The organism is Enterobacter cloacae complex sp. SHL001, from assembly GCF_049236825.1.
GTDB lineage: Bacteria > Pseudomonadota > Gammaproteobacteria > Enterobacterales > Enterobacteriaceae > Enterobacter > Enterobacter hormaechei_C.
In genome coordinates this window covers 682,167-707,930 of record NZ_JBMKIP010000002.1, presented here as the reverse complement: position 1 = coordinate 707,930, position 25,764 = coordinate 682,167, and the positions used below count along the sequence as shown (strand labels likewise).

Here is a 25,764-nt window from a genome sequence, read left to right as displayed (position 1 = left end):
GTAGGCCACAATCAATCAACTGTTATTACGTGGAGAACATCATGACCTATTCATCTGCTACCCATGCCCACTCTGTCAACCCGGCTACCGGCGAAACGCTGGCTGCTTACCCGTGGGCAACGTCCGGTGACGTTGAGCGTGCCATTGCGCAGGCGGATACCGGTTTTCGTCAGTGGCGACGCGAAAGCGTGGCGCACCGGGCGCAAAAACTTCGCGATCTGGGTGCGGCGCTGCGTAGTCGTGCGGAAGAGATGGCGCAGACTATCTCCCGGGAGATGGGCAAGCCCATTATGCAGGCGCGTGCGGAGGTGGCTAAGTCCGCCAGTCTTTGCGACTGGTACGCTGAACACGGCCCGGCGATGCTGCACCCGGAATCTACCCAGGTCGAAAATGCGGTGATTGAGTACCGTCCGCTTGGGCCCGTTCTGGCGGTGATGCCGTGGAACTTCCCGCTCTGGCAGGTGCTGCGCGGTGCGGTGCCGATCCTGCTGGCAGGGAACAGCTATCTGCTTAAACATGCGCCTAATGTGCTCGGCTCGGCGGAGCTGATCGGGAAGGTATTCGCGGATGCCGGTTTCCCGGAGGGGGTCTTTGGCTGGGTGAACGCGACGAATGACGGCGTCAGCCAGGCGATTAACGATCGTCGTATCGCGGCGGTGACCGTAACCGGCAGCGTTCGGGCTGGTGCGGCAATTGGCGCGCAGGCGGGCGCGGCGTTGAAGAAATGTGTGCTGGAGCTGGGCGGCTCCGATCCGTTTATCGTTCTGAACGATGCCGATCTGGATCTGGCCGTCAACGCGGCGGTGGCCGGACGTTATCAGAATACCGGGCAGGTTTGTGCGGCGGCAAAACGCTTTATTGTGGAAGCGGGCGTGGCGGACGCCTTTACCCAACGCTTTGTTGACGCGGTCAAGGCGCTGAAGATGGGCGCACCGGATGAGGAAGATAACTATATTGGCCCGATGGCGCGATTTGATCTTCGCGATGAACTGCATCAGCAGGTGCAGGCTACGCTGGCGGAAGGGGCGACCCTGCTGCTGGGCGGAGAGAAGATGTCCGGGACCGGTAACTATTATGCCCCAACCGTACTCGGCGGCGTCACCCCACAGATGACGGCCTTTCGTCAGGAGCTGTTTGGTCCGGTGGCGGCAATTACCATCGCGAACGATGCGGCGCACGCATTGCAGCTGGCTAACGACAGCGATTTTGGCTTATCGGCGACGGTCTTTACCGAGAACGATGCGCTGGCTGAAACCTTTGCGCGCGAGCTGGAGTGCGGCGGGATCTTTATCAACGGCTACAGCGCCAGTGATGCGCGCGTCGCGTTTGGCGGGGTGAAGAAGAGCGGCTTCGGGCGAGAGCTTTCTCATTTCGGTCTGCATGAGTTCTGTAATGTGCAGACGGTGTGGAAGGATCGCGTCTAGTCTTGTTGCCGGGTAAGGCCAGGCCGCTACCCGGCAATTCACGTTTCCTGTCATTTTTGCGTAATGGTTCTGTCATTTTCGTTTCGTAGACTCGCTCGCGTCTAACGTATTGTTACAGAAGAAAATTATGAACCTAACGCAAATTTTTAGTCGTCTTGCGCCGCGCTTTATCCCTCGTCAGTTTGGCCTGCTGACCGGCATCTTTTGTATCATTGGCCTTTTCTCCGCCCTGCAACTCTCTTCCTCCTTCCTGCTCACCGCCTCCCTGAATGAAGCCCAGCGTAACGAACAGCGCAATCAGCTGGCCTGGCAGCAGCAGAGCAGGCTGGATCAGGCCCGTATTTCTCTGCTGGCGGCCAGCGATCTGCTCAACCGCTCCGGCGTGTACTTTATGCAGGACAAGGAGACCGGCTCGGAAGGGAGCTGGCATAGCCTGATGGACGAGGCGCAAAAATCCCTGGCGGCGTCACAGCAGGCATGGCAGGCCTGGCTCGCGCTTAATCCGCCGAAAGACGAGGGGTTGGTTAACAGCTATCAGCTGTTTTTCGACGCCATCCGGGAGCAGGCGGAGGGGCTGGTGAAAACCAACAGCATCGACCTCTTTTTCGCCGTACCCGCCCAGGCGTTTCAGACCGATTTTAATGACAATTTCGCACGCTATCAGCAACGGAGTGAGAAGCAGACGATACAGGGGCGTCAGTCGCTCATGGAACAACTCTCAGGTCTGCAACGGCTGTTCCTGTTTGCGCCGCTGGTGCTACTGGCCATTGCCATAGCCGTCTGGTTCGGAATGGCGAAGTGGGTGATATCCCCGCTACGCCGTCTGATTATCCAGATTAACCAGCTTGCGGCAGGGGATTTGTCAGGCACGCCGCCTGACGTTGTGCGCTTTAACCGTGAAATCAGCCAGCTCAGCGGCAGTATTAGCGCCATGCAGCGCGGGCTCCAGCAACTGGTGACACAGGTCAGCGAGGCCACTACCTCCATGGTTGAAAATATCGGATCGCTTGCGCAGGGGAATCAGAAGCTTTATCAGCAGTCTACGCGACAGGCCAAAGAGCTGGAGGAGGTGACCGCCCACATCGCCGATCTCGAAACCCACGTTGAGGGGAACACGGGTTATGCTAAACTCGCCCGCTCGCGCGCGGATGAAGCCCGACAGGCTGCCGCTGGTGGGGAGCAAATGATGTCAGCGGTGAATGGCTCGATGCAGACGATCGTCGACCGATCCTCAGAGATGCGCGGGATCGTCGCGATGATCGACAGCGTGGCGTTTCAGACCAACATTCTCGCCCTCAATGCTGCCATTGAAGCCGCCCATGCAGGAGAGCAGGGGCGCGGATTTGCGGTGGTTGCCCGGGAAGTGGGGCTGTTGGCCAGAAAAAGCAGTCACTCTACGCAAACCATCCAGGCGCTAATTAACCACTCGCTACAGGGCATTGAAGAAGGTTCTCAGGTGGTAAACCGTCTGGAAGAGAATTTGCAACAGGTCACCGGGCTGGTGGCGAATCTGAGCAGCCTGCTGAATGATATTTCGCTGGCCACCCTGAATCAGGGGGACAGCATTCATCAGATGACCCGTCAGCTTCAGGCGCTGAATCAGGTATCGCGTCGGACAGATGTGCTGGTTAGCGAAGCGTCAAATGCCTCTGAGCGCCTGCATCAGCAGTCCGATCTTTTGTTGCAGGCCGTCTCGCGTTTTCGTCTCCCTGCCTGACGTGACGTATCAGCCTCTGTTATACTCGCAGCCCGTTTTAGCCTGAGGGCAAGGAGCAAAGTGTGGCTGCGGTCATCCATAATGAGATGCTGGACGAGATTCTGGCGCAGGTTCGTCCGTTACTGGGGCAGGGTAAGGTTGCCGATTACATTCCCGCGCTGGCTTCGATCAGCGGTAATAAGCTCGGTATCGCCATTTGTACTGTCGACGGTCAGCGTTTTCAGGCGGGAGACGCGCTTGAGCGCTTTTCGATTCAGTCGATCTCAAAAGTGCTTAGCCTCGTTGCCGCCATGCGCCAGTATGACGAGCAGGAGATCTGGCAGCGGGTGGGCAAAGATCCGTCCGGTCAGCCGTTCAACTCCCTTCTCCAGCTGGAAATCGAACAGGGTAAGCCGCGTAACCCGTTTATTAACGCCGGGGCGCTGGTGGTGTGCGATATGCTGCAAAGCCGGCTGAGCGCGCCGCGCCAGCGGATGCTCCAGATTGTGCGGCAGCTTTCCGGCGTGCAGGACATCGCCTACGATCCGGTGGTAGCGCGCTCTGAGTTTGAACACTCTGCACGTAACGCCGCCATCGCCTGGCTGATGAAGTCCTTCGGCAACTTTCATAATGACGTCGCCACGGTGCTGCAAAACTATTTTCATTACTGCGCGCTGAAGATGAACTGCGTCGAACTGGCGCAGACTTTTCTGTTTCTGGCGCATCAGGGCCATGCCCCGCATCTGGGCGAGGACGTTGTCTCCCCGATGCAGGCCCGGCAGATCAACGCCTTAATGGCAACCAGCGGGATGTATCAGAATGCCGGGGAGTTTGCCTGGCGCGTGGGGCTGCCGGCTAAATCCGGCGTTGGCGGTGGGGTCGTGGCGATTGTCCCTCACGAGATGGCGATTGCCGTCTGGAGCCCGGAACTGGACGAGACCGGAAATTCACTGGCGGGCGTGGCGGCGCTGGAACAGCTGACCAAACGCCTTGGACGGTCCGTATACTGATGTCCACGTTAGATCCTCTGTTCGCGCGCCTGGCTCGCTCCACGTTCCGTTCACGATTTCATTTAGGGACGAAAGAGCGGCAATACTGCTGGGATAAGGGCGCGGAGACTATCGATAAGCATGCCGCCGATTTTGTCGCCGCGCGGCTGGCGCCTGCACACCCGGTGAATGACGGTAAGCAGACGCCGATGCGCGGCCATCCGGTTTTTATCGCCCAGCATGCCACGGCAACCTGCTGTCGGGGCTGTCTGGCTAAGTGGCACGCTATCCCGCAGGGCGTGCCGCTGAGTGCGCAGCAACAACAGTATATCGTCAACGTAATCCATCATTGGCTGGTCATAGAGGTAAATCGTGCCTCCTGAACTGACAATGTCTCTGTTTAAGCTACGCTTTTACTAATGCTCAGCGTCAGGAGACGTTATGAAGGCACCTCAAATTCCCGTGAATGAAGCGGAGCGTATGAATGCTCTGCGCGAGTCCGGTCTGCTTGAGATCGACAATTACCCCGCGTTTGATCGTCTTACGCGGCTGGCAACACGCTTTTTCAGGGTGCCGCTGGCGATGATTACGCTGGTGGATGACCACGCCGCGATCGTGAAGTCTGCCGACGGCCAGGTACCTGCCACCCAGCCTCGCGATCTCTCGTTTTGTGGTCATACGATCCTGGGTGACGCGCCGCTGGTGGTGAGTGACACGCTGCGGGACGAACGCTTTGCGGACAACCCGCAGGTGGCGGGAGAGCCTGGCGTGCGCTTTTATGCCGGTTACCCGCTGCGTTTACGTGACGGGGCGTGCGTAGGCTCGTTGTGTCTCATTGATTACGCACCGCGTGAGTTTTCGGCGGCGGATTCCGCCGTACTGGCCGATCTCAGCGCACTGGCAGAGGATGAGTTTGCAGCCGTTAGCGCGGCCACAACCGATGAACTCACGGGGCTGTTTAACCGTCGCGGGTTTAACCAGTTTGCGCAGTTTGCACTGTCGGTTTCGCAGCGTCGGGCAGAACCCTTAACCCTTGGCTGGCTGGATCTGGACCATTTCAAAACCATTAACGATCGCTTCGGACATCAGGAGGGGGACAAAGCTCTGAAAGCGATGGCCGCCCTGATGCGTTCCTCCTTCCGCGAGGCCGATCTGCTGGTACGTTTCGGGGGAGATGAGTTCGCGGTGCTGTTTGCGGATACCGATGAGCCTGGCGCCTGGATCGCCATGCAGTATCTCGTGGAACAAACGGAAAAGTATAACGCGCGTCAGCTGCATCCCTGGTCGTTACAGTTCTCCTGGGGGCTGAGCGAGTTCGATCATCACCGCAACGATATGCAGGCATGGCTAAAACACGCGGATGCGCAAATGTACGCCATGAAGCGGCAACACCACGGCGAGAAATGACATAACGAAATCCTATGTCATCACTTATTGCGTTACAAAAATGTTAATAGCAAAGTGGAGAGATTCAACCTAAGGACGCACAATGAACTCTCCCATGCTGATTAAACCTCTCTCCCGGCAGGACATCCTCACCCACATCGATGCCCTGAACGATATTCTCGTCAACTGTGTCAACGGAGGCGCCTCCGTCAGCTTTATGCTGCCTTTTTCTGCCGGGAAAGCCCAAACCTTCTGGGCCGGCGTCGCAGACAGCGTCGGGCGCGACGAGCGTACCGTCCTGGGCTGTTTTGATGCGGAGCAGGGGCTGGTTGGCACGGTCCAGCTGATCACCGATCAGCCTGAAAACCAGCCGCACCGTGCAGATGTCGCGAAACTGCTGGTTCATGAGAACGCGCGCCGTAAAGGGGCGGCAATGGCGCTGATGGAAGCCCTGGAGGCGGTTGCACGTGAAAAAGCGCTTACGGTACTGGTGCTTGATACTTCAACCGGCAGCGGCGCGGAGACGTTTTACCAGAGAGCAGGCTGGCAAAAGGCGGGGGAGATCCCACGCTACGCCCTGATGCCGAACGGGGACATGACGGCGACCTCGGTGTTCTATAAATTTCTGTGATTATTTTTCACCATCGCATCCTGAGTTGATCCAGACAGGGGTTATGGTCCTGAAGTTTTGATAAGTTATCACACCAATCTTATCAGGCTGTATGACTAATCATAAAGGACCTCCATTGTGAACACACTCAACCGTCGTGATTTCCCCGGTGCGCGCTATCCTGAACGTATCATCCAGTTTGGCGAAGGTAACTTCCTGCGCGCGTTCGTTGACTGGCAAATCGACCTCTTAAACGAGCATACCAATCTCAATGCCGGTGTGGTGATTGTGCGGCCGATCCAGAGCGATTTTCCGCCGTCCCTGAGCACCCAGGATGGTCTGTATACAACGATTATTCGCGGTCTGAATGAGCAGGGGGAAGCGGTAAGCGATGCGCGTCTTATTCGTTCCGTGAATCGTGAAATCAGCGTCTACAGCCAGTACGATGAATTTCTGAAGCTCGCCCATAACCCGGACATGCGGTTTGTCTTCTCCAATACCACGGAGGCGGGGATCAGCTATCACGCGGGGGATAAGTTTGACGATGCGCCAGCTGTCAGCTATCCGGCCAAACTGACGCGTCTGCTGTTCGAGCGCTTTACCCACTTTAACGGGGCAGCGGATAAAGGCTGGATTATCATTCCTTGCGAACTCATCGACTACAACGGCGATGCCCTGCGTGAACTGGTGCTGCGCTATGCACAGGAGTGGGCGCTGCCGGCGGCATTCATTGCGTGGCTGAATGATGCTAACACTTTCTGTTCGACGCTGGTTGACCGCATTGTTACCGGCTATCCGCGTGATGAGGTGGCAGAGCTGGAAGCCGGGCTGGGCTATCACGACAGCTTCCTCGACACGGCGGAACATTTCTATCTGTTTGTTATTCAGGGGCCGAAATCACTTGCAGCTGAACTGCGCCTGGATAAATACCCACTCAACGTCCTGATTGTTGACGATATCAAACCGTATAAAGAGCGTAAGGTGGCGATCCTCAACGGCGCGCACACGGCGCTGGTTCCGGTCGCTTTTCAGGCCGGCCTGGATACGGTAGGGGAAGCCATGAACGACGCGGAAATTTGCGCGTTCATAGAGAAGGCTATTTATGAGGAGATTATTCCGGTCCTTGATCTGCCGCGCGACGAGCTGCACTCCTTCGCCAGTGCCGTAACGGGGCGTTTCCGTAATCCGTACATTAAGCATCAGCTGCTGTCGATTGCCCTGAACGGGATGACCAAGTACCGCACCCGCATTCTGCCGCAACTGCTGGCAGGGCAGAAGGCGACCGGCAAACTGCCAGCACGCCTGACCTTTGCCCTGGCGGCGCTGATTGCGTTCTACCGCGCCGAACGCAACGGTGAGCCTTATCCGGTGCAGGACGATGCGCACTGGCTTGAACGTTACCAGCAGTTGTGGACGCAACATCACGACAAACAGGTCACTACCCGTGAGCTGGTATCGTCGGTGTTAAGCGTGAGCGAGCACTGGGAGCAGAATCTGACTCAGGTGAACGGACTGGTAGAACAGGTTGCGCAGGATCTGGATGCGATTTTAAGCAAAGGCATGCGCGATGCGGTGAAACCGCTCTGCTAATCATGATGCCCGGCGTTTGCCGGGTTTTTACAGACCCTATTTAGTTACAACATACTATGTGCTCTTTTTTAAAAAGCACATGCAGCACCGTGCGCGTAAAGCTTTGCAGGTCAGAAAATGCAATGAGTTATTAACATGCTTGCAACCGTGAGGGTGATCACGTTTAATAGCCGCGCTCTTTACTTTTCTGAAGCTGATTATGATTGTTCGTCCTCAACAGCACTGGCTGCAACTGATTTTTGTCTGGCATGGTTCGGTACTTCCCAAAATTTATACCCGACTGCTGCTTAACTTCCTGCTTTCCATCGCCGTGATTGTCATGCTGCCGTGGTATACCTCGCTGGGCATTCGGTTTACCGTCGCGCCGTTCAGCATTCTGGGTGTGGCTATTGCCATCTTCCTGGGATTCCGTAATAACGCCTGTTATTCCCGCTACGTTGAGGCACGTCTGCTTTGGGGGCAGTTGATGATAGCGGCGCGCTCGCTGTTTCGCGAGGTAAAAAACACCTTACCGGATGATAAACATCTCGGCGAGTTTGTTCGCCTGCAAATCGCCTTTGCTAACTGTCTACGTATGACCCTGCGCAGAGAAACCAATGCCGATCAGCTGTCTCGCTATCTGGCGCCTGACGATTTACGCAACGTGATGGGCGCCAACTCACCGGCGAACCGTATCCTGCTGATCATGGGGGAATGGCTGGCCGTGCGGCGGCGTAGCGGGCAGCTTTCAGACATCCTGTTTCACAGCCTCAACAACCGCCTGAATGACATGTCCATCGTGCTGGCTGGCTGTGAGCGTATCGCCAATACGCCAGTCCCGTTTGCCTATACGCTGATCCTGCACCGGACGGTGTATCTGTTCTGCATCATGCTGCCGTTTGCGCTGGTTGTGGATCTGCATTACATGACGCCCTTTGTCTCTGCGCTGATTTCGTACACTTTTATCTCGCTGGACACGCTGGCGGAAGAGCTGGAAGATCCGTTTGGGACAGAAGATAACGATCTGCCGCTGGACGCCATCTGCAACATGATGGAGCGCGATCTGTTGCAGATGAACGATGAAGAGAACATCCCTGAAAGACTGATGCCGGATAAGCATTATCAGCTGACCTGACGGGCATTCCACTCATCGCGGGTGATTTCCCACAGCTCCGAATCCAGCAGGCCGCTGACATAGGCTTTCTTCTCCGTCCTGATGAGCCGCATGCCGCTGCTGTCTGAAATACGTCGGGAGCGGCTGTTGGCCGCCGCTTTCGGCGCGCGTAACACCGGTTTATTGAGCGTATTGAACCAGTAATCCGTGGCCGCAATACTCGCCTCGCGCATATATCCCTGGCCCTGAAATTCCGGTGCGAGCCAGAAGCCCCGGTTGTTGTCCTCCACGTCATACAGGCAAATCAACCCCATCAGTTCGTCAGGCGCTTCGCGACGGCGAATCGTCCAGAACCACGCAATCCCTTTGGCCATATCGGGTAGTGCAACGTTGTTAACATAATTTTCTGCACCGTTTTCCGGGTAGGGCCAGGGGACTGAAGCCACCATATAGCGGACAATTTCCCAGCGCGGATAGCGTTGCTGGATCTGGACGGCATCGGCGGCAACAAGGGGTTTAAGTAATAAGCGTTCTGTCGTAAGCGTGGGTATCGTCATCCGGTGATCTCCATATTTGAGCGTTATCATTTGTTTGGGTTCTGATATTTCATCAATATCACATTCCAGTTGGTCGTGCTTTTGTTATTCAGATTTATCCATAAAGGAGTATGTAATGCCAAGAAAAGCCAGCCCGAAGAAGCCGAAACACTCTGGCACGTCCGTAACGAAGCGATGCGCCATGGCTGTAAAATCTGTTACGACGCAGAAGTGATTGCGCGCTGGACGTCAGAAAAGATGCCTGAATCCAGGTCGATTTCGTGTTATAGGCCTGCCCATGCAGGAGCTGAACTGCTCCCAAATGGAGCTACGGTTTACGAAGTTCAATAGCTTATTTACATTTACTTACATAAATACACTTTCTTTACATTAAGTAATGTAAGATATTTTTTTAGCACAAAATGCAAAACTAAATTAAATGGAGATGATTTATGTCGAATATAAGAGCATTAAGCCTTAATGAGATAGCATTAGTAAGTGGCGGCAATGGAAGCGGTAATTATGAAGGTGCCGGTAGTCGTAACACCAGCTCTAAACCTGGTAATTCAAAAGGAAACAATGGCTCTATTTACAAGGGCGTTGACTCATGCGGCGCAGGAATCATCGGTGGTCTAATCGCCGGCTCTCCTGGGGGGCCTGTGGGTATGACCGCTGGGGTAATTGGTGGAGCTATAGCTGGTCAGAGCACAAAAGATAGTTTTTCAGATCGTGGTAGTAAAGATAAAAGTAATAATTACAACGGCCCCGGACAATGCCGTTGGTAAGTAATTTGAGTTGTGTGTGATAATAATTTAAAAGCTCATTATAACTGAATGTTATTCTAGGTGTTTCGATATTTAATGATTATTCGAAGTAGTCATGATGAGTTATTATTTTTGATAAAGTTAATGTAATCGCAAGTATCGGGTTAAGCATGAAACAATTTTTAAATTTCCTAATTTACTTATTTTTTTTCATTATCGCATTTACCCTTTTGAAATACGCTGAAGTTCTTGAGTTTGACGAAGTATCACGGCCAGGGATTATATCAAGGTTTCTTATTGCGTTGATTGTATTAATAGCAGTAACTCGATGGGGCGTTAACTTGATGAATAGGTTTAAAAGTAAATAAAGTACACTCCGATAAAAATTGTTGTGTTGCAGAATGGAATCATTACAAATGTTCACTGAAGTTAAAGTGCATGATATCAAAAAATGATTACGATATCATAGCCATATTTGTTGATTCTTATATAAAATATGAATTAATAATAGGTTGAACATGATAATCTTTAGGCATGTCTATCCATTCATTTATAGTAAGAAAAACGTAATTGTTCTTTTTATTGCGTCTGTTATCTCAATAATAATTACGTTATCGCCATCCATAACCCTCCGCTATCTTACTCTCGATGTGTCATTTTTCTTATTGTTTATTGCGGAATTTTCAATTGCATTTTTCTTGTATATTTTTTACTTAAGGAAGTTGGATGGTTTTAAATTACGCCCAAGTAGAGATTTAACTTCAATAAAATTTTCTATTGTTGTGTTGTTTGTCATTTTGCTGGTTCAGTATAATGTTTATCTTTACAGGGATAATTTATATCATTATGGACCCTCCCATATTAGTTTTATAGCATTTATAATAGCCACCTTCGTAGTCCCATATTATGAGGAGATTATATACAGGGGCTGTATCTTCGGTGTTTTCCACTCAATTTTTAATAAAAAGTATATTATCCCATGTATATTGACTTCATTGTCTTTTTGTCTGATGCATGGACAGTATTATAACATTTTAGATCAATCCATTCTTTTTTTTGGTGTCAATATTGCTCTTAATAGTTAGAATAAGAAGCAGAGGGCTTTTTTATCCTATTATAATTCATTCGTGCATGAATGCTTTTGTTTTGTCGTTAAATTTTTGAAGGGTATTTGGGATATGAATATCTTCAGGGAAGAGGCTTTAAATCATCAAGCAGATTCTGATTATGGTGAGATTGTCTTACCTGCGTCATTCAGTTTATCAGTAAGCGCACTCACAACGTTATTCATATTTCTGTGCCTGATACTCTTTATTCTTTATGGTAGCTATACACATAAGGCTCACCTTTCCGGAATCGTTATGCCCTCATCCGGGCTGGTAAAAATCACTCCTCAATATGCTGGCTACGTAACCAAATTGACCGCCTCAGAAGGTCAACACATTATTGCCGGTGAGACTCTTTATCATATCAGCGGTGAACATTTCAACGAACAGGGGGCAGGTACACTCGCTGCTATAAGACTTTCCCTACAAACTCAGTTTACAATGCTGACTTCTCAACAGACCCTGGAATTGCGTGACAACAGTCAGCAGCAGCATGCCATACAACAGCGAATAGTTTCCCTGAAACCTCAGGTTAAAAGTGCAGAAAAGCGTCTGTCACTTGCCGTGCATCAGGCTGCGCTGGCCGTGTCTGTTATGGAGCGCTATAAGAAACTTGCTGATACGCATTACGTATCAGATATCGAATACCAGCAGAAGCAGATTGACGTTTCAACGTCACAGCAAAACGTTGAGGATCAGCGTCAGGGGCTTCTGCAACTGCACACCGCGATGGAGGCTGCTAAAGACGACCTTGACCATCTCATCGTTCAGGGTGAAAGCCGGAAGGCTGAAATGGACAGGCAGTTGCAGGTGATCAGGCAACAGCAGGACGAACTGGCAGGTAAGGAAAATTTCACGCTGACTTCACCGGTATCCGGAACCGTTGCTGCCGTGCTGGTCAGACAGGGACAGTCTGTCAGGGCATCTGAACCTGTCATGACCCTCATTCCCGACAATGCTCGTTTGCAGATAGAACTCTATGCTACCAGTCAGAATGCTGGCTTTATTCAGGCGGGGCAGCGTGTTGCCCTGCGGTTCTCTGCCTTCCCCTATCAGAAGTTTGGTGTGCAGTACGGGACTATCCGTGAAATAAGCCATACAACGCTGACATCTTCTGATTTACTCTCCGTATCTCCTGTGACCTGGAAGGAGAATGAAGGTCATTACCGCGTCATCGTTGAACCTGAAAATACTTTTATTCTGGCTTATGGGAAACAGGAAGCCCTGCGCCCCGGCATGGTTCTTGAGGGGGATGTCAGCCTGGATACCCGCAATTTGTGGGAGTGGCTGACTGAGCCGCTCTGGAGCCTGAAAGGAAAGCTGTGATGGATACACTTAAATGGACCGGGAGAAAACAGCTTCCTCTCACCCGACAGACAGAGTCAGCGGAATGTGGTCTGGCATGCCTGGTCATGATGGCCTGCTGGCATGGTCTGCAAACAGACTTACCCACACTGCGCGAACGTTTCAGTATCAGCTCACAAGGGATGACCCTGCAGAGACTGACTGAATGTGCGGCCGGTATCGGATTATCCAGCCGGGCAGTTCGGCTGGAGCTTGAGGACCTAAGATCCCTTTCTCTCCCGTGTATTCTCCACTGGAACATGAATCATTTTGTTGTGCTACATAAAGTTCGCGGAAGCAGGCTGGTTATTCATGATCCGGAAAAGGGAAAAGTAACGCTCTCCCTACAGGATGCTGGAAAACATTTCACCGGCGTCGCGCTGGAGCTGATGCCAGCCAGTGATTTTACCGCTCGGGATGAAAGGAAAAAAATCCATCTGCGCCAACTGACAGGTAAAACACCAGGTCTGTTGTCGGCAATGTCGCGAATTATCGTTTTTGCCGTGGCACTCGAAATCCTGACACTGGGAAGCCCGCTTCTCAACCAGCTGGTGATTGATGAAGTCCTGGTGGCTGCCGACCAGAGTTTGTTGACCGTCATTATTATTGCGCTTCTGCTGATGTCACTGACCCAGATGCTGCTGTCACTGGCCCGCCAGTGGGCGAGTATTACACTGTCCGTCAATTTTAACATGCAGTGGACAGCACGGGTTTTCCATCATCTGGTCCATCTTCCTCTGGCCTGGTTTGATGCACGCAGTAAGGGGAGTATTAATGCTCGTTTTGAGGCGGTAGATACCATCCAGCAGGCGCTGACTACGCAAGTGCTGGAAGGTATTCTGGATGTGTTGCTCGTGGTGACTGCGCTTTGCATGATGCTGCTGTACAGTCCTGAAATGACATTGATCGCCGTACTTGCAGCCATTTTCTATGGTGTGTTGAGGGCACTGTGGTATCCGTCCCTTCGACAGTCGGCAGAAGATGCCTGGGATGCAGGTGCCAAGGAGTCCGGGCATTTTCTTGAAACACTCAACGGGATCCTCAGCCTGAGAATTAACGGTGTGACGGCACATCGTGAGGCCGCCTGGCTGAATCTCAACGTTGCCCGCAGAAATACGCAGTTGCGTCAGAGCCGTCTGCTGATGTGCTATGACATTGCTCACACTCTTACCGGCAGCGTGGTATCAGCAATCATTTTGTGGAAAGGCGCCGGGGAGGTATTGAATGGAACCTTCACCGTCGGCATGCTGGTTGCTTATTTATCCTATCAGACGCGTTTTTCTTCCAGTATCAGTAGCATGACTGATAAGTTTTTTTCCTGGCGTATGCTCGATGTTTACAACGAACGACTGGCTGATATTGTACTGACCACGACAGAAGGCCTTCAGCAACAGCCTTTTCGTGAGCATAACAACGCTTCGCACATTCCTTCTGTATCCCGCAGGGAGATGGATGAATATGCTCATGCTCCTCTAGTACTTGAGCACATCATCTCCAGCCACAAGGGAGGGGAAAATCCGATAATCGGCGGGGTGTCGCTGACACTCAATCCCGGAGAAGTCGTTGCCATTACAGGTAAATCCGGATGCGGGAAAACGACACTGGTGAAGCTTATCCTTGGGATCCACATCCCTGATGAGGGCAGGATCAGGGCATTTGGCATATTGCATACGCATCCGGATTATTTTCAGGTTCGTCAGCGTATCGGTACCGTACTGCAGGATGACCATCTTTTCAAAGGTTCTGTAGCAGATAACATTATTTTTTTCAGTGATGACCGAAATTATGAACGAATGATCCAGTGCGCAAGACTAGCACTTATCGACAGCGATGTTATGGCAATGCCGATGGGGTATCAGACGCTGATTGGTGAAACCGGCGGAGGGCTTTCCGGAGGACAAAAACAACGCATTCTGCTGGCAAGGGCGTTGTACAAGAAACCGGGATTCCTGTTACTGGATGAAGCGACCAGCCACCTTGATGTTGAGAGTGAAATCCGGATAAGCCAGACCTTACGTCAACTGGGGCTTCCTGTTCTGCTGATAGCCCATCGCCCGGAAACCATAGCCTCTGCAGACCGGGTTTTGTATCTGGCAGACGGCTACTTAACGGAGCTGAATCTCCAGCATACAGTCAATAATGACGAGTCTGTTTGTGAATATACTAATGACGTGATGGCAAAAAATTAACCTTAACGTACATAATTTTCGATATCCAAACTTACCCCTATCTGGAAGATCTATTTGTTGACGCTGCCGAACGTGGCGCAGGGGCGGGTAAAGCGCTTATCGACGCCCTGATCGATGAGGGTAAGCGGGAAGGGTGGTCAAAACTCTACTGGGTAACCCGCATGCACAATCCGGCGCGTAAGCTGTATGACCACTATGGTGAAGCCGACGATTACGTCCGGTACCGAATCACCCCTTAACCGGGTTTGTATCACACTGTATCTGCGTCTGTGATACATACACAGGTATGCAATAAAGCCGCATCCGCACACATCTCCTATACAAACGCATGGTGATATATCTCCGTCAACTGAACTCACCCGGAGATAACATCATGTTTAATAAACTCGCATACTCAGCCGTCGCCCTGACCGTTTCACTTGGCACCGTGATGTCCTGTCAGGCAGAAGCGACGGGTAAGGATTACGCGTCGGCTTTTAACCAGGTTAAACAGATTAACGCTGGCGATTTGAACGTCGGTTACGTCGATATCGGGCCAAAAGAGGGGCAACCGGTGATCCTGCTGCATGGCTGGCCGTACGACATTCACAGCTACGCTGAAGTGGCCCCCGCGCTGGCCGCGAAAGGGTATCGTGTCATTGTGCCGTCCCTGCGCGGGTACGGCACCACGCGCTTTATTTCTGATAAAACACCGCGAAACGGCCAGCCTTCGGCGATGGCGAAAGATATCGTTAATCTGATGGACGCCCTGAACATCAAACAGGCGGTGTTTGCCGGTCAGACCTATCTGCGTGAACGCGCGCAGATTCTGGCGTCCATTTCTCACGATCTCCAGACGCCCATCACGCGCATGAAGCTGCGGATCGAAATGGCGGATCAGCCCGAACTCCGCGATAAGCTGCTGAGCGACCTGGATAATATGTCGCGCCTGGTACGGGAGGGGATTGCCTATGCCCGGTCATCAGAATCTCTGGAAGAGACCACGCTGAAGCTGGAGCTGAATGCGTGGGTTAACAGCATCGCCAGTGATTATCAGGACATTGGTAAAAACGTGCAGTTTCATGCACGCAATGCGCGTCTGCCGATCGTCACTCGTCCCCAGGCATTGCGCAGGGTAATGACCAATCTGCTCGATAATGCGCTGAAGTTTGGCGAGAGCGCGGTAATAGAGATTGATGAAAATGAAAGGCAGGTAGCGATCCGCATTATGGATAACGGCCCTGGCATCCCGGAGGCAGAACTGGAGGCGGTGTTACAGCCGTTCTACCGGGTTGAAACGTCGCGCAACCGGGAAACGGGCGGCACCGGGTTAGGACTCGCCATTGCCGCGCAGCTCACCGCCCAGCTTGACGGGAAATTGCATCTTGCAAACCGGGCAGAGGGAGGGCTGGCCGTAAGCGTGATCCTTCCGCGCGGTTAATTGTACGCCTGTGTATCTGCACCCCGCGCCGATACGCAGGCAGACAAAATCCAGCTTTTCAAACACGGCCTGAACACATTCGTACGATGAAATGACCTCACTGCATCTTCGCAGCAACCGTATCGTGAGGTCGTTATGTTTATGATAATCGCTTTTTTAGGCGGCATGATTAGTCTGCTCAGTCCGTGCACGCTTCCCGTCATTCCTCTGCTGTTCGCCGGCTTTCAGGGGCAGCGCAAACACATTCTGGCGCTTCTGGCGGGAATGATTGTGATGTTCATGTTGGTGGCGATGGTAGTAACGGTTGCCAGCGAGTGGATCGCTGACGCCACCGTTATCGGTCGCTGGATTGCGCTGCTGGTACTGAGCATTGCCGCCCTGGCCCTGATCTTCCCGCAGTTCGCTCAGCGCATTGCCCGCCCGGCGGTCAGCGCGGGAAACGTTCTCAACACCCACAGCATGCAGCGACGCGGCCTGGTTTCGGCTTTTCTGGCAGGGCTGGCCGTTGGGCTGCTGTGGTCCCCCTGTGCCGGACCGATTCTCGGGGCGATCTTCAGCATTAATATTGCGGGCCACTCGGCCATCGCAACCGGAGCGCTGTTAGCCGCTTACGGCAGTGGGTGCGCGTTGATGCTGGGGCTGCTTGTCGCGGGGGGCCGTAAGCTGATAACCCCTCTGAGGGCCAAATCCGCATTGATGGCGCGTTTGCGTCAGGGAGCGGGAGTGATGATGTTAGCCGCCGTTGCGTTCAACGCCAGCGGGATGACCTCAGCCCTGAAAGGCGCCAACGGTGTTGCCGACCAGCTGGAAAATGCCCTGTTGAGCCTTGCGCAACCAACCTCCACGCAGGTGAAACTGCAACCGGTCGCTGACGCGACGCCGGGCAGCCAGCTACCGTCATTAAGCGGCGGTACGGGTTGGGTAAACGGTGACCCTGTCACGTCTGAGGCCTTGCGCGGGAAAGTTGTGCTTATCGATATCTGGACCTGGGACTGTATCAACTGCCAGCATACCCTTCCGCATGTGCGTGACTGGGCGAAGAAATATCAGTCTGAAGGTCTGGTGGTGATTGGTGTCCACACCCCGGAATACCCCTGGGAAAAGCCGTTATCATCGGTGAAAAACGCGGTCAACAAATGGCAATTGCCGTACCGCGTAGTGACGGATAATAACTACAAAATCTGGAGCGCGTTCGGAAATCAGTACTGGCCCGCACATTACTATTTCGATGCGAAAGGGCAACTGCGTTACACCGCGTTTGGCGAGGGGAGCTATGACAAGCAGGAGGCCGTGATTCAGCAGTTGCTCAAGGAAGCGCGTTCCTGATCCGGCTTACGGAACCCGCTGAGCCACCAAAAACAGGCGCGGAAAAGCCAGCAGTATCTGCCCGTTCTCCTGGAGCGGATACTGCTCTTCCAGCAGCTCAAGATAGCGTTTCAGATAGTTCTTCTGCTCGCTTTCGTTGATTTCCTGTAACCACGGGCGTAACCCTGTAGCGCTGACCCAGTCAATAATCGCCTGATGAGAGCTCATCTGATGGAAGTAAGTGGTGCGCCAGATATCCACGTCGCATCCCGCTTCCGTCAGAATATCGTAGTAGGCATGGATACCCGGCAATGGCTCGCGGCCACGATCGGGGTAGCCCTGTTCCCAGGCAACTTCACGCATCAGGGCGTGCGTCGGCTCAAGCCAGTTGTCAGGCATTTGCACCGCCAGCACGCCGTTTAACTGGAGCAGCGAAACCAGGTGTGGCAGAAGGTGGTAATGGTCCGGGATCCATTGCAGTGAGGCATTGGCGTAGATCAGGCTGAGAGGCTGGTCAGGTTTGTAGTGCCGGATGTCCGCCTCAACAAAGTGGCAGTCTGGCAGGGCCTGTCGGGCTTCCTCCAGCATGGCCGGGGAATTATCCACGCCGGCGATCTGCGCAGAAGGCCAGCGCTGTTTCAGCAGCGCGGTGCTGTTGCCTGGCCCGCAGCCCAAATCCACGCCAGAGGTTATGTCAGCAAGCGGCACCCGGGCGAGTAACTCAGCGGCGGGACGTGTGCGTTCTGCGCTGTACTGTAGATAAAGAGAGGGATCCCAGTCGGCCATTTTCGCATCTCCATGTTGAGGTGTTCAGCAAGAATAGCACAGGCAAATACCTGCGCCGGGGCAGGTATCTGGCTAATGGTGAGATTATAAAATGCCTTTGAGGGCCAGGTGATAGAGCAGCATGATGGTTTTTCCGTCGACAATCTGCCCATTTTCAATGCCCCGAAGCGCGTCGTCCAGCGTCATTTCCAGTACGTCGATATCTTCTCCCTCTGCTTTAACGCCGCCGCCCGCGCTGGTCCGATCCTGCGGATGATATTCCGCCAGATAGAAGTAGAGTTTCTCGGTAACCGAGCCCGGGCTCATATAGGCCTCAAAAATTTTCTCTACGCGCGTCACCTTATACCCGGTTTCTTCTTCCGCTTCGGCCTTAATCCGGCTTTCCGGGTCAAGGTTATCGAGCAACCCGGCGGCCGCCTCAATGAGATCCTCTTCGTGACCATTTATAAACACCGGGAAACGGAACTGACGCGTCAGAATGACGGTTTTGCTGTCGCGATTATAGAGCAGGATCGTCGCGCCATTCCCCCGGTCATACACTTCACGCTCTTGTCGCTGCCAGTCGCCATCGCTGCGCTGGAGGTCAAAAGTGTATTTTTTCAGGTTATACCAGTTGTCGGACAACGTTTCGCTGTTGATAATGCGTATATCTGCACGTTTTGATTGCACGTTTGGCTCTCCTCTCGTAGAGTAAGCATCATAAACAGCACTATCGTGCAAATACAAGGCATATCGTGCAACAACAGGAATAATTCATGCTCACAAGCCAGCGTAAACAGTTGATTCTGGAAAAACTGGAGGCGGAAGGTCAGGTCCAGTCTACTGCGCTCAGCCTCTTTTTCTCGGTGTCTGAGGACACTATCCGCCGGGATTTACGTGAACTGGCGGCAGAAGGGCGTTTGCAGCGTGTTCACGGCGGCGCACTGCCAGCATCGTCAGCGATTGCGCCTTTTGCCGAGCGTCAGTCCGTTAAAATGGATGCAAAAAAACGCGTGGCACGGCGAGGCGCGCAGCTCATTTCACCGGGGCAGGTGGTGATCATTGATGGCGGGACGACCACCTCCGAACTTATTACGTTCTTACCACCCGATTTACGGATAACCGTGGTGACGCACAGCCCGGGTATCGCTTTGGGGCTGGTCGACCATCCATGCATAGAGGTGATCCTGATTGGTGGTCGTTTGTATAAACACTCCATCGTCACGGTCGGCGCGGCCGCTATTGAAGGCATCAATAATATTCATGCGGATCTGTTCTTCATGGGGGTCACCGGCGTCCATCCTGAGGCCGGGCTGACCACCGGAGATTACGAAGAAGCGTGCATCAAACGTGCATTTTCCGGTAGAGCGGCGGAAACGGTGGTATTGGCCTCACCGGAAAAGATCAACACGGCCTCGGCGTTTGTGATTGGCGACCTGTCGCTGGTGAATACGCTGGTTGTTGAAAACACAACGGATGAACGCTGGGTGAGCGCTCTGAAAGAAAAGGGCGTTGCGGTGATCGCAAGCCAGTAAATATCTGCTTTTTTGCCAGCCTGACCGCGTGGCTGTCAAACAGACAAAGGTTATCCTTCACGCGGATTTCTAGACTAAGGCTTTCATCTGTTTAAGGACAAGCCATGAAAGCGGTCTCCATTCTGACGTGCGGCGCGGACCCAACCGCGCAACGCCTGTCAACGTCTGCCATTCAGCAGGCCATAAATAGGGCTCAACAGAACGATGTCATTGTTATTCCGCAAGGCCGTTTTCTGACCGGAGCACTGTTCCTGAAAAGCGGTGTTTCGCTTCGCCTGGACGCTGGCGCACAGCTCGTTGGAAGCCAGGATCTGGCTGATTATCCGTTGATAAACACCCGGGTGGCGGGCATTGATATGCGCTGGCCGGCAGGCATTATTAATATCATCGATTGTGAAAACGTCAGTATTACCGGTACAGGCACGATAGACGGGCAGGGTGTTATCTGGTGGCGACGCTTCTGGGGCGATGACGAGCGCAGCGGCATGGTCGGCGATTACAGCGCCAGAGGATTGCGCTGGGTGGTTGATTACGACTGTCAGCGCCCGCGCAATATTCTGGTCTTTGAAAGCCAGAGCATTCTGCTGCGTGATTTTACCAGTCGGGAGTCCGGATTCTGGAACGTGCACCTTTGTTATTCGCGCCATATCACGGTTGAGGGCGTGAAAATCAGCAATTCTGCGGGGCCGAGCACCGACGGGATTGATATCGATTCCTGTGAACAGGTGCGGGTTGAACGCTGCATTGTTTCCTGTAATGACGACAATATCTGCATAAAATCAGGACGAGGACGCGAAGCGGCGCAAAAAGCACGTACAGCACGGGATATAGTGATTCGCGGTTGTACGCTGAATAAGGGGTCCGGGATCACGCTGGGGAGCGAAACCTCAGGCGGCATTGAACGCGTCCTGATAGAAGATAACGCGTTTAACGGTACGGGCGTCGGGTTTCGCATTAAGTCGGCCCGCAACCGGGGCGGATTTATCCGTGATATCACCGTCCAAAATTTACATCTTACGGACGTACGTTTCCCGGTGCTGATCCAGCTGAACTGGTTTCCGCAGTACAGCTATGGCGACCGGGGAAATTTATCTGATAAACCAGAACACTGGCGCAAGCTGGCTGAAGGTGTTGAGGACGAAGCCGGCCTTACTGCGGTCAGCGGACTGACGATTAAAAATATGTCGGCGCATCGCTCAGACAACAAATATTTCTCGCGTGCATTTTTCATTGAGGGGTATCCGGAGCGTCCTGTGATCGGGTTAACGCTGGACGGAATTTTGATTGACGCGTCAGAGTTCGGGAAAATTTCCGGTGTGGATGGGTTGCGCTTTAAGGATGTGCAGGTGACTGCCGTGGAGAACACGCAAGACCGTAACGACAGTTATGAGCGTTGATGTATTGCACGGTGAAGGCGTTAACGTTACTGTTAGAGAGCTACAAGCAAAGAAATCAGGGGCTTACCGTGAAGAAAGAGATAAAAACACTGGAATCGAGACAGATTTATCGTAACCGCTGGATGTCGCTAAAGGAAGACCGGATTCTGAGAGCCAATGGGAGCGAGGGGCTTTATTCCGTCATTGAAAAAGATGATTTCGTGGTCATCATTCCGGTTGAGAATGATGAAATCTATCTGGTTGAACAATACCGATACCCTCTGGGCCAGAGAACCACAGAACTCCCTCAGGGAAGTTGGGAATGTTCTCGCGACGCTGCACCTGAAGACGTTGCCAGAGGCGAGCTTAAAGAAGAAACCGGGTTAAGCGCCGGGAAAATGGAGTACGTCGGTTATCAAAAGCTCGCACAGGGTTATTCAGCCCAGGGTTATCATATTTACCTTGCCACGGAGCTGACATTTACCGGCCAGCAACTGGAGGAGGAAGAATACGGCCTGACGGTGAAAAAAATTAAAATTAGTGCCTTTGCTCAATTAATACGTGACGGCAAAATCACTGACGCCACCTCAGTTACAGCATTCCTGCTGGCGAGAACAAAAAATATGTTCTCTTAATCATAACGTTTTAGATTAATATTGAGTCTCCACATCATTGTCAAAGCCAAGTTCAGATGCCCGGGGCAGCGCAAAGCTCAAATATTTGATCTGTGCCAGGAGCGGACGTTAATGTCAATATTCTCAGGCGGAGGCACACCAGAAATGGCTGCCTCCTGATAAAATGGTGTTATTGTTTGGATGTTATTTTTCATATCCGTATAAATTAATCCTACCTGACAAGTACTCACCTAAATATACTTCACTGATTTTACTGAAGCCTTTCTTTGTAACTTCAGTTTCTAACCATTCACTGTCTTTATTAAGGATTTCTAGCAGGTCATGGTTGGCCAAACCGTCCACTATAATTGGATAGCGTATATTTTCATCGCCACTTTGTATGATGGTTAATTGCCCATTTTGTTCGAGAACGACGCGTTTTAGTTGTTCTATCTCATAAATTCCATTTGCTCTTAATTTGAACATTAGATCATTTGCAGAAACACCATTCCGTAAACACTCCTTAACATTAACACTGCCATTGTGTACTAAGGTAATCGGTTTCCCATCAATTATCCTTTTAATTAATCGATTGTTTTCCTTCAGGAATTTAAGAGCGAAGACCAAAAGAGTCCATATGATTAGTACCAGAATAAATTGAAGAACCGATATAGATTCGTTGTAAATTACGCCCCCTATAATTCCCCCCAGCACATAGTTTTGAACCTGGTCCATTGCAGATGAGGGGGCCAGATTTCCTTTTCCCATAAGATTTATTTGAACAATTAAACACAGTATCCCCAGGCCCAACTTTATTATGATAGGTAAATAAATTATCATTTCCACACCTCAGTTTGTTATGATTTCTATTTCTGGGTTTACTAACGAAACCTCTACTAAATTGTATGTTTTTTGATCCGGGCTCAAATTGACGCGATAAAAAACATCACTAATTTTAACGATAATGCCATCAGAGAGTTGTACGGAACTGGAAAATATAGCATTTACATTCACATCTTTTTTTTGTGATAGGAGCCTAACAAAATTAACCATTTGCGAGGATTGGGAATGTATATTTTGACTATCAGTATAATCAGCATACTGAACACCAGAAATGAAGAGCAAAAACAAGAAAACTATGATTGTTAAGTCACGATATTTGGTTTGCAGGCGATGACGCATATACAGGCTAAAAACAACGATCAAGATAAATAAAGTACTAAATATAACTATGTATTTTAAATAGTCATTGATATTAGACTGCATTTGTAGATAATCTATGCTATAAAATTTCATATAAGTTCAATCCCTAACCCCTCAAAACCACATTTTATTATAGTAAAACATTTCCATTTATTAGTTATCAGCTGAAATTGATCATTATCCTTAAGCCAACTATGTTGACTTGCTTGTTATGACTCAAGGCATCTCAATGTTAGTAGCATTCAGAACTTCCGTTCTTCGCTCATGTCGGGCATTAATCATTCTTCCATACAGGTCACTCACTACCGGAAAAAGAATTCAGAGTATAAATAATCTTCTAACGTTTGTCCTGAACCAGCTTAATAAACTAAGGAATCTGCCCGAGGCGCTTGTTGTCCACGATAGCAGCCTAATCAATTTCCTGAATACGATTATAAGTGGAGTAGGGAAGGATGACTCCGTTTAGCCTGAGTTCTTTCCGGCCATCCGGGTAATGCCAGACCTCAATGTACTTCCCAATATTTTGACAGGTGAACATCGTGCAGTTCTTCGTGTTCCTCGCTGGCAGCGTAGGCCCAAAGTCAGTATAGCGTTCGCGGATAATATTGAATGCGTACCGGGCAAGACCATCCGGTAGTTGATTATTGCCGGGTTTCCCGCGACGACGGCCAGCCATACCCAGTGGGCCAGATTCATTGTAACGCAACAGAAGGCGTTCTGAAATATCAAGGCGCTGCGCGGCCATCAGTGTGGTCAGAGGCTGGACGACAACGTCCTGAATGATTTTGAGTCGGTTAACTTTGTCCATAGTGAAAAACTCCGCTGCGTGTGCCGTCATCAGAATCCCTCGATGGTGAATCTATGTGATGTACACTTAACTTATCCTTATCCCAGAACGGACATTACAATTTTGCTGTTACAACCTTAGTACGTATAATGTATATTATGTTAAATGAGATATTATGAAGCCTATCCCTCGTCAGATAAGCCCATCGCATCCTACCCCCTCCCTTTGCCTCTACTGAGGAAGCCGGAGAAACAGTGTCCGTTCCTGAGTCTGCGATGCTTTGAAACCATGGTGGATATAAAACGCTTTGGCTTCCTCAGTGAGTGCATGAACCATGATCGCTCGCACCCCGATATTCTCAGCTACCCGATAACAGCGTAAAACCGCATCGTGGAGTAAATCGGCTCCCAACCCGTTTCCACGTAACGAGACATCCACAGCCAGACGGGCAAGTATAATCACGGGAATGGGATCCGGCATGTTACGCCGCAGATTCCCCGTCGCTAGCGTATGGTTAACACTGCCGGTAGCCAGCGAGTAAAATCCCGCGACCTGCTTCGTGCCCGTTTTACAAACGACAAACGTTCGGGCTGCGCCGAGCGCCTGGTTTTTCAGACCTCTTTGTTTTAGCCATTCGTCAAGCACGGCCTCTCCGCTGACGAACTCCGCCAGTTGATGGACGCTGGATAAGGGCTCTGGTGCTGTTACACGTCCCACTGCGGTTTCCTTGCCAGCAGTTTTTCTATGGCAGGATCGTCCGCGACCGGGGCATCGAGCATGTCAATGAACTCTGCGTACTGTTCATCGTTAAAATTGAATACACGTCGATCGAGGATCACATTCTCGGCTGCCTGACAGGCCATCTCCAGAATGAAGTCCGTGCGTGATTTATGGAGGATCTCTGCGGCGGCATCGATAAGCGCCCGCTGGGATTCTTTGGCTCTGAGATTGAGTTGAACATCTGATTTCATAGGTATACCTCTTGTATAGCAATTGCTTTACAAGCATAGCATAAGCGCTGTGTATAGCAATCGCTATACAGAACCCTTAATCATGTCTGACCTCTCCACACCGCATATCGCAAGAATTTGCTCTCTCAGCCAACGGTGACCAGGGTCGCGTTCCATTCTTGGGTGCCACATCTGCGATACCGTAATACGACGGCTTTTGAACGGCAGCTCGAAAACGTGTACCTGGTCCGTTACCTGCTGATTGAGTAAATAGAGCGCGGGTATCATGGTGATAAGATCCGATTCCAGCGCCACGGACAGCGCCGTCGGAAATCCCGGTACGACGCTCGCGATTTTACGTTTTGTCCCCAGCTCGGCCAGCGCATCGTCAACGGAACCGTGCAACGCGCCCTCGGGTGACGCTACCACATGGCCCCAGGCGACATAATCCTTCACGCTTATTTTTGCCTGCTTAGCCAGCGGGTGCCCCTTACGCACGACGCCCACAAACCGATCCTCAAACAACCGTTGCAGCCGTATTTCAGGCCCCATATTGCTCTGGACGCCAATCTCCAGATCAACCAGCCCTTCCCGAAGATAGCGCGACGTTTTTTCCGGCTTAGGCGCGAAGCGTATACAGACGTCCGGCGCGGCGTCGGCCACAGCCGCTATAAGCGCAGGCCCAAACGCCACCACAAAACCATCGTTTGCCCTGATGGTAAAAAGACGCGCCAGACTTTGCGCACTGAATGTTTCAGTTGAGGACTGCAATACCGCCCTCGCCTCGTGCACTGCACGTCTGGCGCGATCCCGGGTCGCTTCGGCCCACGGGGTCAGTACCATGCTACGCCCGGCGCGCACCAGGATCGGGTCGCCTGTAACGTCGCGTAACCTGCTTAATGTCCGGCTCATGGCCGAGGTGCTGAGGTTCAGCCGACGGGCGGCACCTGCGACACTCGCTTCGCTCAGCAATATGTCGAGTGCAATCAGTAAATTAAAATCAGGATCGGTCATAGCGCTCATTCCTGTTCATTCAGATAAGGCGTTTCGTGCAACGATAAAGTGCAAATGGTGCGCCTTCC

Annotated in this window: 26 protein-coding genes and 2 pseudogenes; 18 read left to right on the top strand and 10 right to left on the bottom strand. The window is 51.8% G+C overall.

All coding sequences use genetic code 11. From position 1 onward, the window contains the following. Nucleotides 1–41 precede the first annotated feature (41 nt). The 8 genes from sad (at nt 42) to ACOTYH_RS08800 (ending at nt 8,809) form a co-directional block, all read left to right on the top strand. A complete protein-coding gene (gene sad / locus ACOTYH_RS08835) occupies nt 42–1,424 on the top strand; it encodes a succinate-semialdehyde dehydrogenase (protein WP_058689378.1) in 1,383 nt (460 codons plus the stop codon). 127 nt (nt 1,425–1,551) lie between these two features. Next, nucleotides 1,552–3,141 (top strand): methyl-accepting chemotaxis protein, encoded by a 1,590-nt coding sequence (locus tag ACOTYH_RS08830; RefSeq protein WP_077580127.1) that lies wholly within the window; start codon nt 1,552–1,554, stop codon nt 3,139–3,141. Between the two features lie 62 nt (nt 3,142–3,203). Next, nucleotides 3,204–4,130 (top strand): glutaminase B, encoded by a 927-nt coding sequence (glsB, locus tag ACOTYH_RS08825; RefSeq protein ID WP_003857165.1) that lies wholly within the window; start codon nt 3,204–3,206, stop codon nt 4,128–4,130. Next, a complete protein-coding gene (locus ACOTYH_RS08820) occupies nt 4,130–4,492 on the top strand; it encodes a DUF4186 domain-containing protein (protein ID WP_003857163.1) in 363 nt (120 codons plus the stop codon). The genes glsB and ACOTYH_RS08820 overlap by 1 nt, the downstream gene beginning before the upstream one ends. A 58-nt stretch (nt 4,493–4,550) precedes the next feature. Then, entirely contained in the window at nt 4,551–5,516 is a 966-nt protein-coding gene (locus ACOTYH_RS08815; RefSeq protein ID WP_421637692.1) for a sensor domain-containing diguanylate cyclase, read from the top strand. Nucleotides 5,517–5,598: 82 nt separating this feature from the next. Next, nucleotides 5,599–6,126, top strand: a complete 528-nt coding sequence (locus ACOTYH_RS08810) for a GNAT family N-acetyltransferase (protein WP_032648309.1) — start codon at nt 5,599–5,601, stop codon at nt 6,124–6,126. Nucleotides 6,127–6,243: 117 nt separating this feature from the next. Beyond that, the gene (locus ACOTYH_RS08805) at nt 6,244–7,695 is read left to right on the top strand and encodes a tagaturonate reductase (protein WP_421637691.1); all 1,452 of its coding nucleotides are present in this window, start codon (nt 6,244–6,246) and stop codon (nt 7,693–7,695) included. Between the two features lie 199 nt (nt 7,696–7,894). After that, nucleotides 7,895–8,809 carry a bestrophin family protein gene (locus tag ACOTYH_RS08800; protein ID WP_017693427.1) on the top strand — a complete coding sequence of 305 codons (915 nt, stop codon included), beginning with the start codon at nt 7,895–7,897 and terminating at the stop codon, nt 8,807–8,809. On the opposite strand, the gene ACOTYH_RS08795 is transcribed toward ACOTYH_RS08800, so the two are convergent. Beyond that, nucleotides 8,797–9,345, bottom strand: a complete 549-nt coding sequence (locus ACOTYH_RS08795) for a GNAT family N-acetyltransferase (RefSeq protein ID WP_023303733.1) — start codon at nt 9,343–9,345, stop codon at nt 8,797–8,799. The two genes, ACOTYH_RS08800 and ACOTYH_RS08795, sit on opposite strands and share 13 nt — an antisense overlap. A gap of 431 nt (nt 9,346–9,776) precedes the next feature. Here ACOTYH_RS08795 and ACOTYH_RS08790 point away from each other — a divergent pair, with 431 nt between their 5' ends. From ACOTYH_RS08790 to ACOTYH_RS08760, 7 genes are all read left to right on the top strand, one after another. Beyond that, a complete protein-coding gene (locus ACOTYH_RS08790; RefSeq protein ID WP_421637690.1) occupies nt 9,777–10,109 on the top strand; it encodes a hypothetical protein in 333 nt (110 codons plus the stop codon). Between the two features lie 497 nt (nt 10,110–10,606). Then, a complete protein-coding gene (locus ACOTYH_RS08785) occupies nt 10,607–11,173 on the top strand; it encodes a type II CAAX prenyl endopeptidase Rce1 family protein (RefSeq protein ID WP_421637689.1) in 567 nt (188 codons plus the stop codon). A gap of 93 nt (nt 11,174–11,266) precedes the next feature. Next, nucleotides 11,267–12,520: an HlyD family secretion protein gene (locus ACOTYH_RS08780; protein ID WP_421637688.1), complete on the top strand. Its 1,254-nt coding sequence runs from the start codon at nt 11,267–11,269 to the stop codon at nt 12,518–12,520. Next, nucleotides 12,520–14,727, top strand: coding sequence for a peptidase domain-containing ABC transporter (locus ACOTYH_RS08775; RefSeq protein WP_421637687.1), 2,208 nt, complete (start codon nt 12,520–12,522; stop codon nt 14,725–14,727). Before ACOTYH_RS08780 ends, ACOTYH_RS08775 begins: the two co-directional genes overlap by 1 nt. Before the next feature lie 11 nt (nt 14,728–14,738). Then, on the top strand, nt 14,739–14,966 hold the full coding sequence (locus tag ACOTYH_RS08770; RefSeq protein WP_254909581.1) for a GNAT family N-acetyltransferase: 228 nt from the start codon (nt 14,739–14,741) through the stop codon (nt 14,964–14,966). Nucleotides 14,967–15,100: 134 nt separating this feature from the next. Continuing rightward, nucleotides 15,101–16,147: an alpha/beta fold hydrolase gene (locus tag ACOTYH_RS08765; protein ID WP_413386325.1), complete on the top strand. Its 1,047-nt coding sequence runs from the start codon at nt 15,101–15,103 to the stop codon at nt 16,145–16,147. A 135-nt stretch (nt 16,148–16,282) separates the two neighbouring features. Further along, complete coding sequence (locus tag ACOTYH_RS08760; RefSeq protein ID WP_421637686.1) at nt 16,283–17,473, top strand: cytochrome c biogenesis protein/redoxin; 1,191 nt, start codon at nt 16,283–16,285, stop codon at nt 17,471–17,473. 6 nt (nt 17,474–17,479) lie between these two features. On the opposite strand, the gene tam is transcribed toward ACOTYH_RS08760, so the two are convergent. Both tam and ACOTYH_RS08750 read right to left on the bottom strand, forming a co-directional pair. Next, nucleotides 17,480–18,238 carry a trans-aconitate 2-methyltransferase gene (gene tam / locus ACOTYH_RS08755; protein ID WP_421637685.1) on the bottom strand — a complete coding sequence of 253 codons (759 nt, stop codon included), beginning with the start codon at nt 18,236–18,238 and terminating at the stop codon, nt 17,480–17,482. A gap of 84 nt (nt 18,239–18,322) precedes the next feature. Beyond that, entirely contained in the window at nt 18,323–18,907 is a 585-nt protein-coding gene (locus ACOTYH_RS08750) for an NUDIX domain-containing protein (RefSeq protein ID WP_017382349.1), read from the bottom strand. An 86-nt stretch (nt 18,908–18,993) separates the two neighbouring features. Here ACOTYH_RS08750 and ACOTYH_RS08745 point away from each other — a divergent pair, with 86 nt between their 5' ends. The 3 genes from ACOTYH_RS08745 to ACOTYH_RS08735 all read left to right on the top strand — a co-directional run bounded on the left by ACOTYH_RS08745 (nt 18,994) and on the right by ACOTYH_RS08735 (nt 21,763). Beyond that, the gene (locus ACOTYH_RS08745) at nt 18,994–19,752 is read left to right on the top strand and encodes a DeoR/GlpR family DNA-binding transcription regulator (RefSeq protein WP_015570520.1); all 759 of its coding nucleotides are present in this window, start codon (nt 18,994–18,996) and stop codon (nt 19,750–19,752) included. A 104-nt stretch (nt 19,753–19,856) separates the two neighbouring features. Continuing rightward, on the top strand, nt 19,857–21,149 hold the full coding sequence (locus tag ACOTYH_RS08740) for a glycoside hydrolase family 28 protein (RefSeq protein WP_058689388.1): 1,293 nt from the start codon (nt 19,857–19,859) through the stop codon (nt 21,147–21,149). After that, nucleotides 21,149–21,763 carry an NUDIX domain-containing protein gene (locus ACOTYH_RS08735; protein WP_080337332.1) on the top strand — a complete coding sequence of 205 codons (615 nt, stop codon included), beginning with the start codon at nt 21,149–21,151 and terminating at the stop codon, nt 21,761–21,763. Before ACOTYH_RS08740 ends, ACOTYH_RS08735 begins: the two co-directional genes overlap by 1 nt. Before the next feature lie 183 nt (nt 21,764–21,946). On the opposite strand, the gene ACOTYH_RS08730 is transcribed toward ACOTYH_RS08735, so the two are convergent. From ACOTYH_RS08730 to ACOTYH_RS08700, 7 genes and pseudogenes are all read right to left on the bottom strand, one after another. Continuing rightward, entirely contained in the window at nt 21,947–22,582 is a 636-nt protein-coding gene (locus ACOTYH_RS08730) for a DUF421 domain-containing protein (RefSeq protein ID WP_015570517.1), read from the bottom strand. A 9-nt stretch (nt 22,583–22,591) separates the two neighbouring features. Further along, nucleotides 22,592–23,038 (bottom strand): DUF3290 domain-containing protein, encoded by a 447-nt coding sequence (locus ACOTYH_RS08725; RefSeq protein ID WP_014069654.1) that lies wholly within the window; start codon nt 23,036–23,038, stop codon nt 22,592–22,594. A gap of 277 nt (nt 23,039–23,315) precedes the next feature. Then, nucleotides 23,316–23,465 (bottom strand): annotated as a pseudogene (locus ACOTYH_RS08720) (ISNCY family transposase); the annotation flags it as partial. 1 nt (nt 23,466) lies between these two features. Further along, a pseudogene (locus ACOTYH_RS08715) lies at nt 23,467–23,783 on the bottom strand (ISNCY family transposase); the annotation flags it as partial. Between the two features lie 180 nt (nt 23,784–23,963). Then, complete coding sequence (locus ACOTYH_RS08710; protein WP_058689392.1) at nt 23,964–24,449, bottom strand: GNAT family N-acetyltransferase; 486 nt, start codon at nt 24,447–24,449, stop codon at nt 23,964–23,966. Next, nucleotides 24,437–24,703 (bottom strand): DUF1778 domain-containing protein, encoded by a 267-nt coding sequence (locus tag ACOTYH_RS08705; protein WP_003857131.1) that lies wholly within the window; start codon nt 24,701–24,703, stop codon nt 24,437–24,439. Before ACOTYH_RS08705 ends, ACOTYH_RS08710 begins: the two co-directional genes overlap by 13 nt. 63 nt (nt 24,704–24,766) lie before the next feature. After that, on the bottom strand, nt 24,767–25,696 hold the full coding sequence (locus ACOTYH_RS08700) for a LysR family transcriptional regulator (protein WP_421637684.1): 930 nt from the start codon (nt 25,694–25,696) through the stop codon (nt 24,767–24,769). Nucleotides 25,697–25,764: the final 68 nt, after the last annotated feature.

Bases quoted from the DNA above. Each gene is read 5' to 3' on its own strand.
- sad (WP_058689378.1), top strand. From the start codon at position 42: ATGACCTATTCATCTGCTACCCATGCCCACTCTGTCAACCCGGCTACC.
- ACOTYH_RS08830 (WP_077580127.1), top strand. From the start codon at position 1,552: ATGAACCTAACGCAAATTTTTAGTCGTCTTGCGCCGCGCTTTATCCCT.
- ACOTYH_RS08820 (WP_003857163.1), top strand. From the start codon at position 4,130: ATGTCCACGTTAGATCCTCTGTTCGCGCGCCTGGCTCGCTCCACGTTC.
- ACOTYH_RS08815 (WP_421637692.1), top strand. From the start codon at position 4,551: ATGAAGGCACCTCAAATTCCCGTGAATGAAGCGGAGCGTATGAATGCT.
- ACOTYH_RS08810 (WP_032648309.1), top strand. From the start codon at position 5,599: ATGAACTCTCCCATGCTGATTAAACCTCTCTCCCGGCAGGACATCCTC.
- ACOTYH_RS08800 (WP_017693427.1), top strand. From the start codon at position 7,895: ATGATTGTTCGTCCTCAACAGCACTGGCTGCAACTGATTTTTGTCTGG.
- ACOTYH_RS08795 (WP_023303733.1), bottom strand. From the start codon at position 9,345: ATGACGATACCCACGCTTACGACAGAACGCTTATTACTTAAACCCCTT.
- ACOTYH_RS08790 (WP_421637690.1), top strand. From the start codon at position 9,777: ATGTCGAATATAAGAGCATTAAGCCTTAATGAGATAGCATTAGTAAGT.
- ACOTYH_RS08785 (WP_421637689.1), top strand. From the start codon at position 10,607: ATGATAATCTTTAGGCATGTCTATCCATTCATTTATAGTAAGAAAAAC.
- ACOTYH_RS08780 (WP_421637688.1), top strand. From the start codon at position 11,267: ATGAATATCTTCAGGGAAGAGGCTTTAAATCATCAAGCAGATTCTGAT.
- ACOTYH_RS08775 (WP_421637687.1), top strand. From the start codon at position 12,520: ATGGATACACTTAAATGGACCGGGAGAAAACAGCTTCCTCTCACCCGA.
- ACOTYH_RS08765 (WP_413386325.1), top strand. From the start codon at position 15,101: ATGTTTAATAAACTCGCATACTCAGCCGTCGCCCTGACCGTTTCACTT.
- ACOTYH_RS08760 (WP_421637686.1), top strand. From the start codon at position 16,283: ATGTTTATGATAATCGCTTTTTTAGGCGGCATGATTAGTCTGCTCAGT.
- tam (WP_421637685.1), bottom strand. From the start codon at position 18,238: ATGGCCGACTGGGATCCCTCTCTTTATCTACAGTACAGCGCAGAACGC.
- ACOTYH_RS08745 (WP_015570520.1), top strand. From the start codon at position 18,994: ATGCTCACAAGCCAGCGTAAACAGTTGATTCTGGAAAAACTGGAGGCG.
- ACOTYH_RS08740 (WP_058689388.1), top strand. From the start codon at position 19,857: ATGAAAGCGGTCTCCATTCTGACGTGCGGCGCGGACCCAACCGCGCAA.
- ACOTYH_RS08735 (WP_080337332.1), top strand. From the start codon at position 21,149: ATGTATTGCACGGTGAAGGCGTTAACGTTACTGTTAGAGAGCTACAAG.
- ACOTYH_RS08730 (WP_015570517.1), bottom strand. From the start codon at position 22,582: ATGATAATTTATTTACCTATCATAATAAAGTTGGGCCTGGGGATACTG.
- ACOTYH_RS08725 (WP_014069654.1), bottom strand. From the start codon at position 23,038: ATGAAATTTTATAGCATAGATTATCTACAAATGCAGTCTAATATCAAT.
- ACOTYH_RS08705 (WP_003857131.1), bottom strand. From the start codon at position 24,703: ATGAAATCAGATGTTCAACTCAATCTCAGAGCCAAAGAATCCCAGCGG.
- ACOTYH_RS08700 (WP_421637684.1), bottom strand. From the start codon at position 25,696: ATGACCGATCCTGATTTTAATTTACTGATTGCACTCGACATATTGCTG.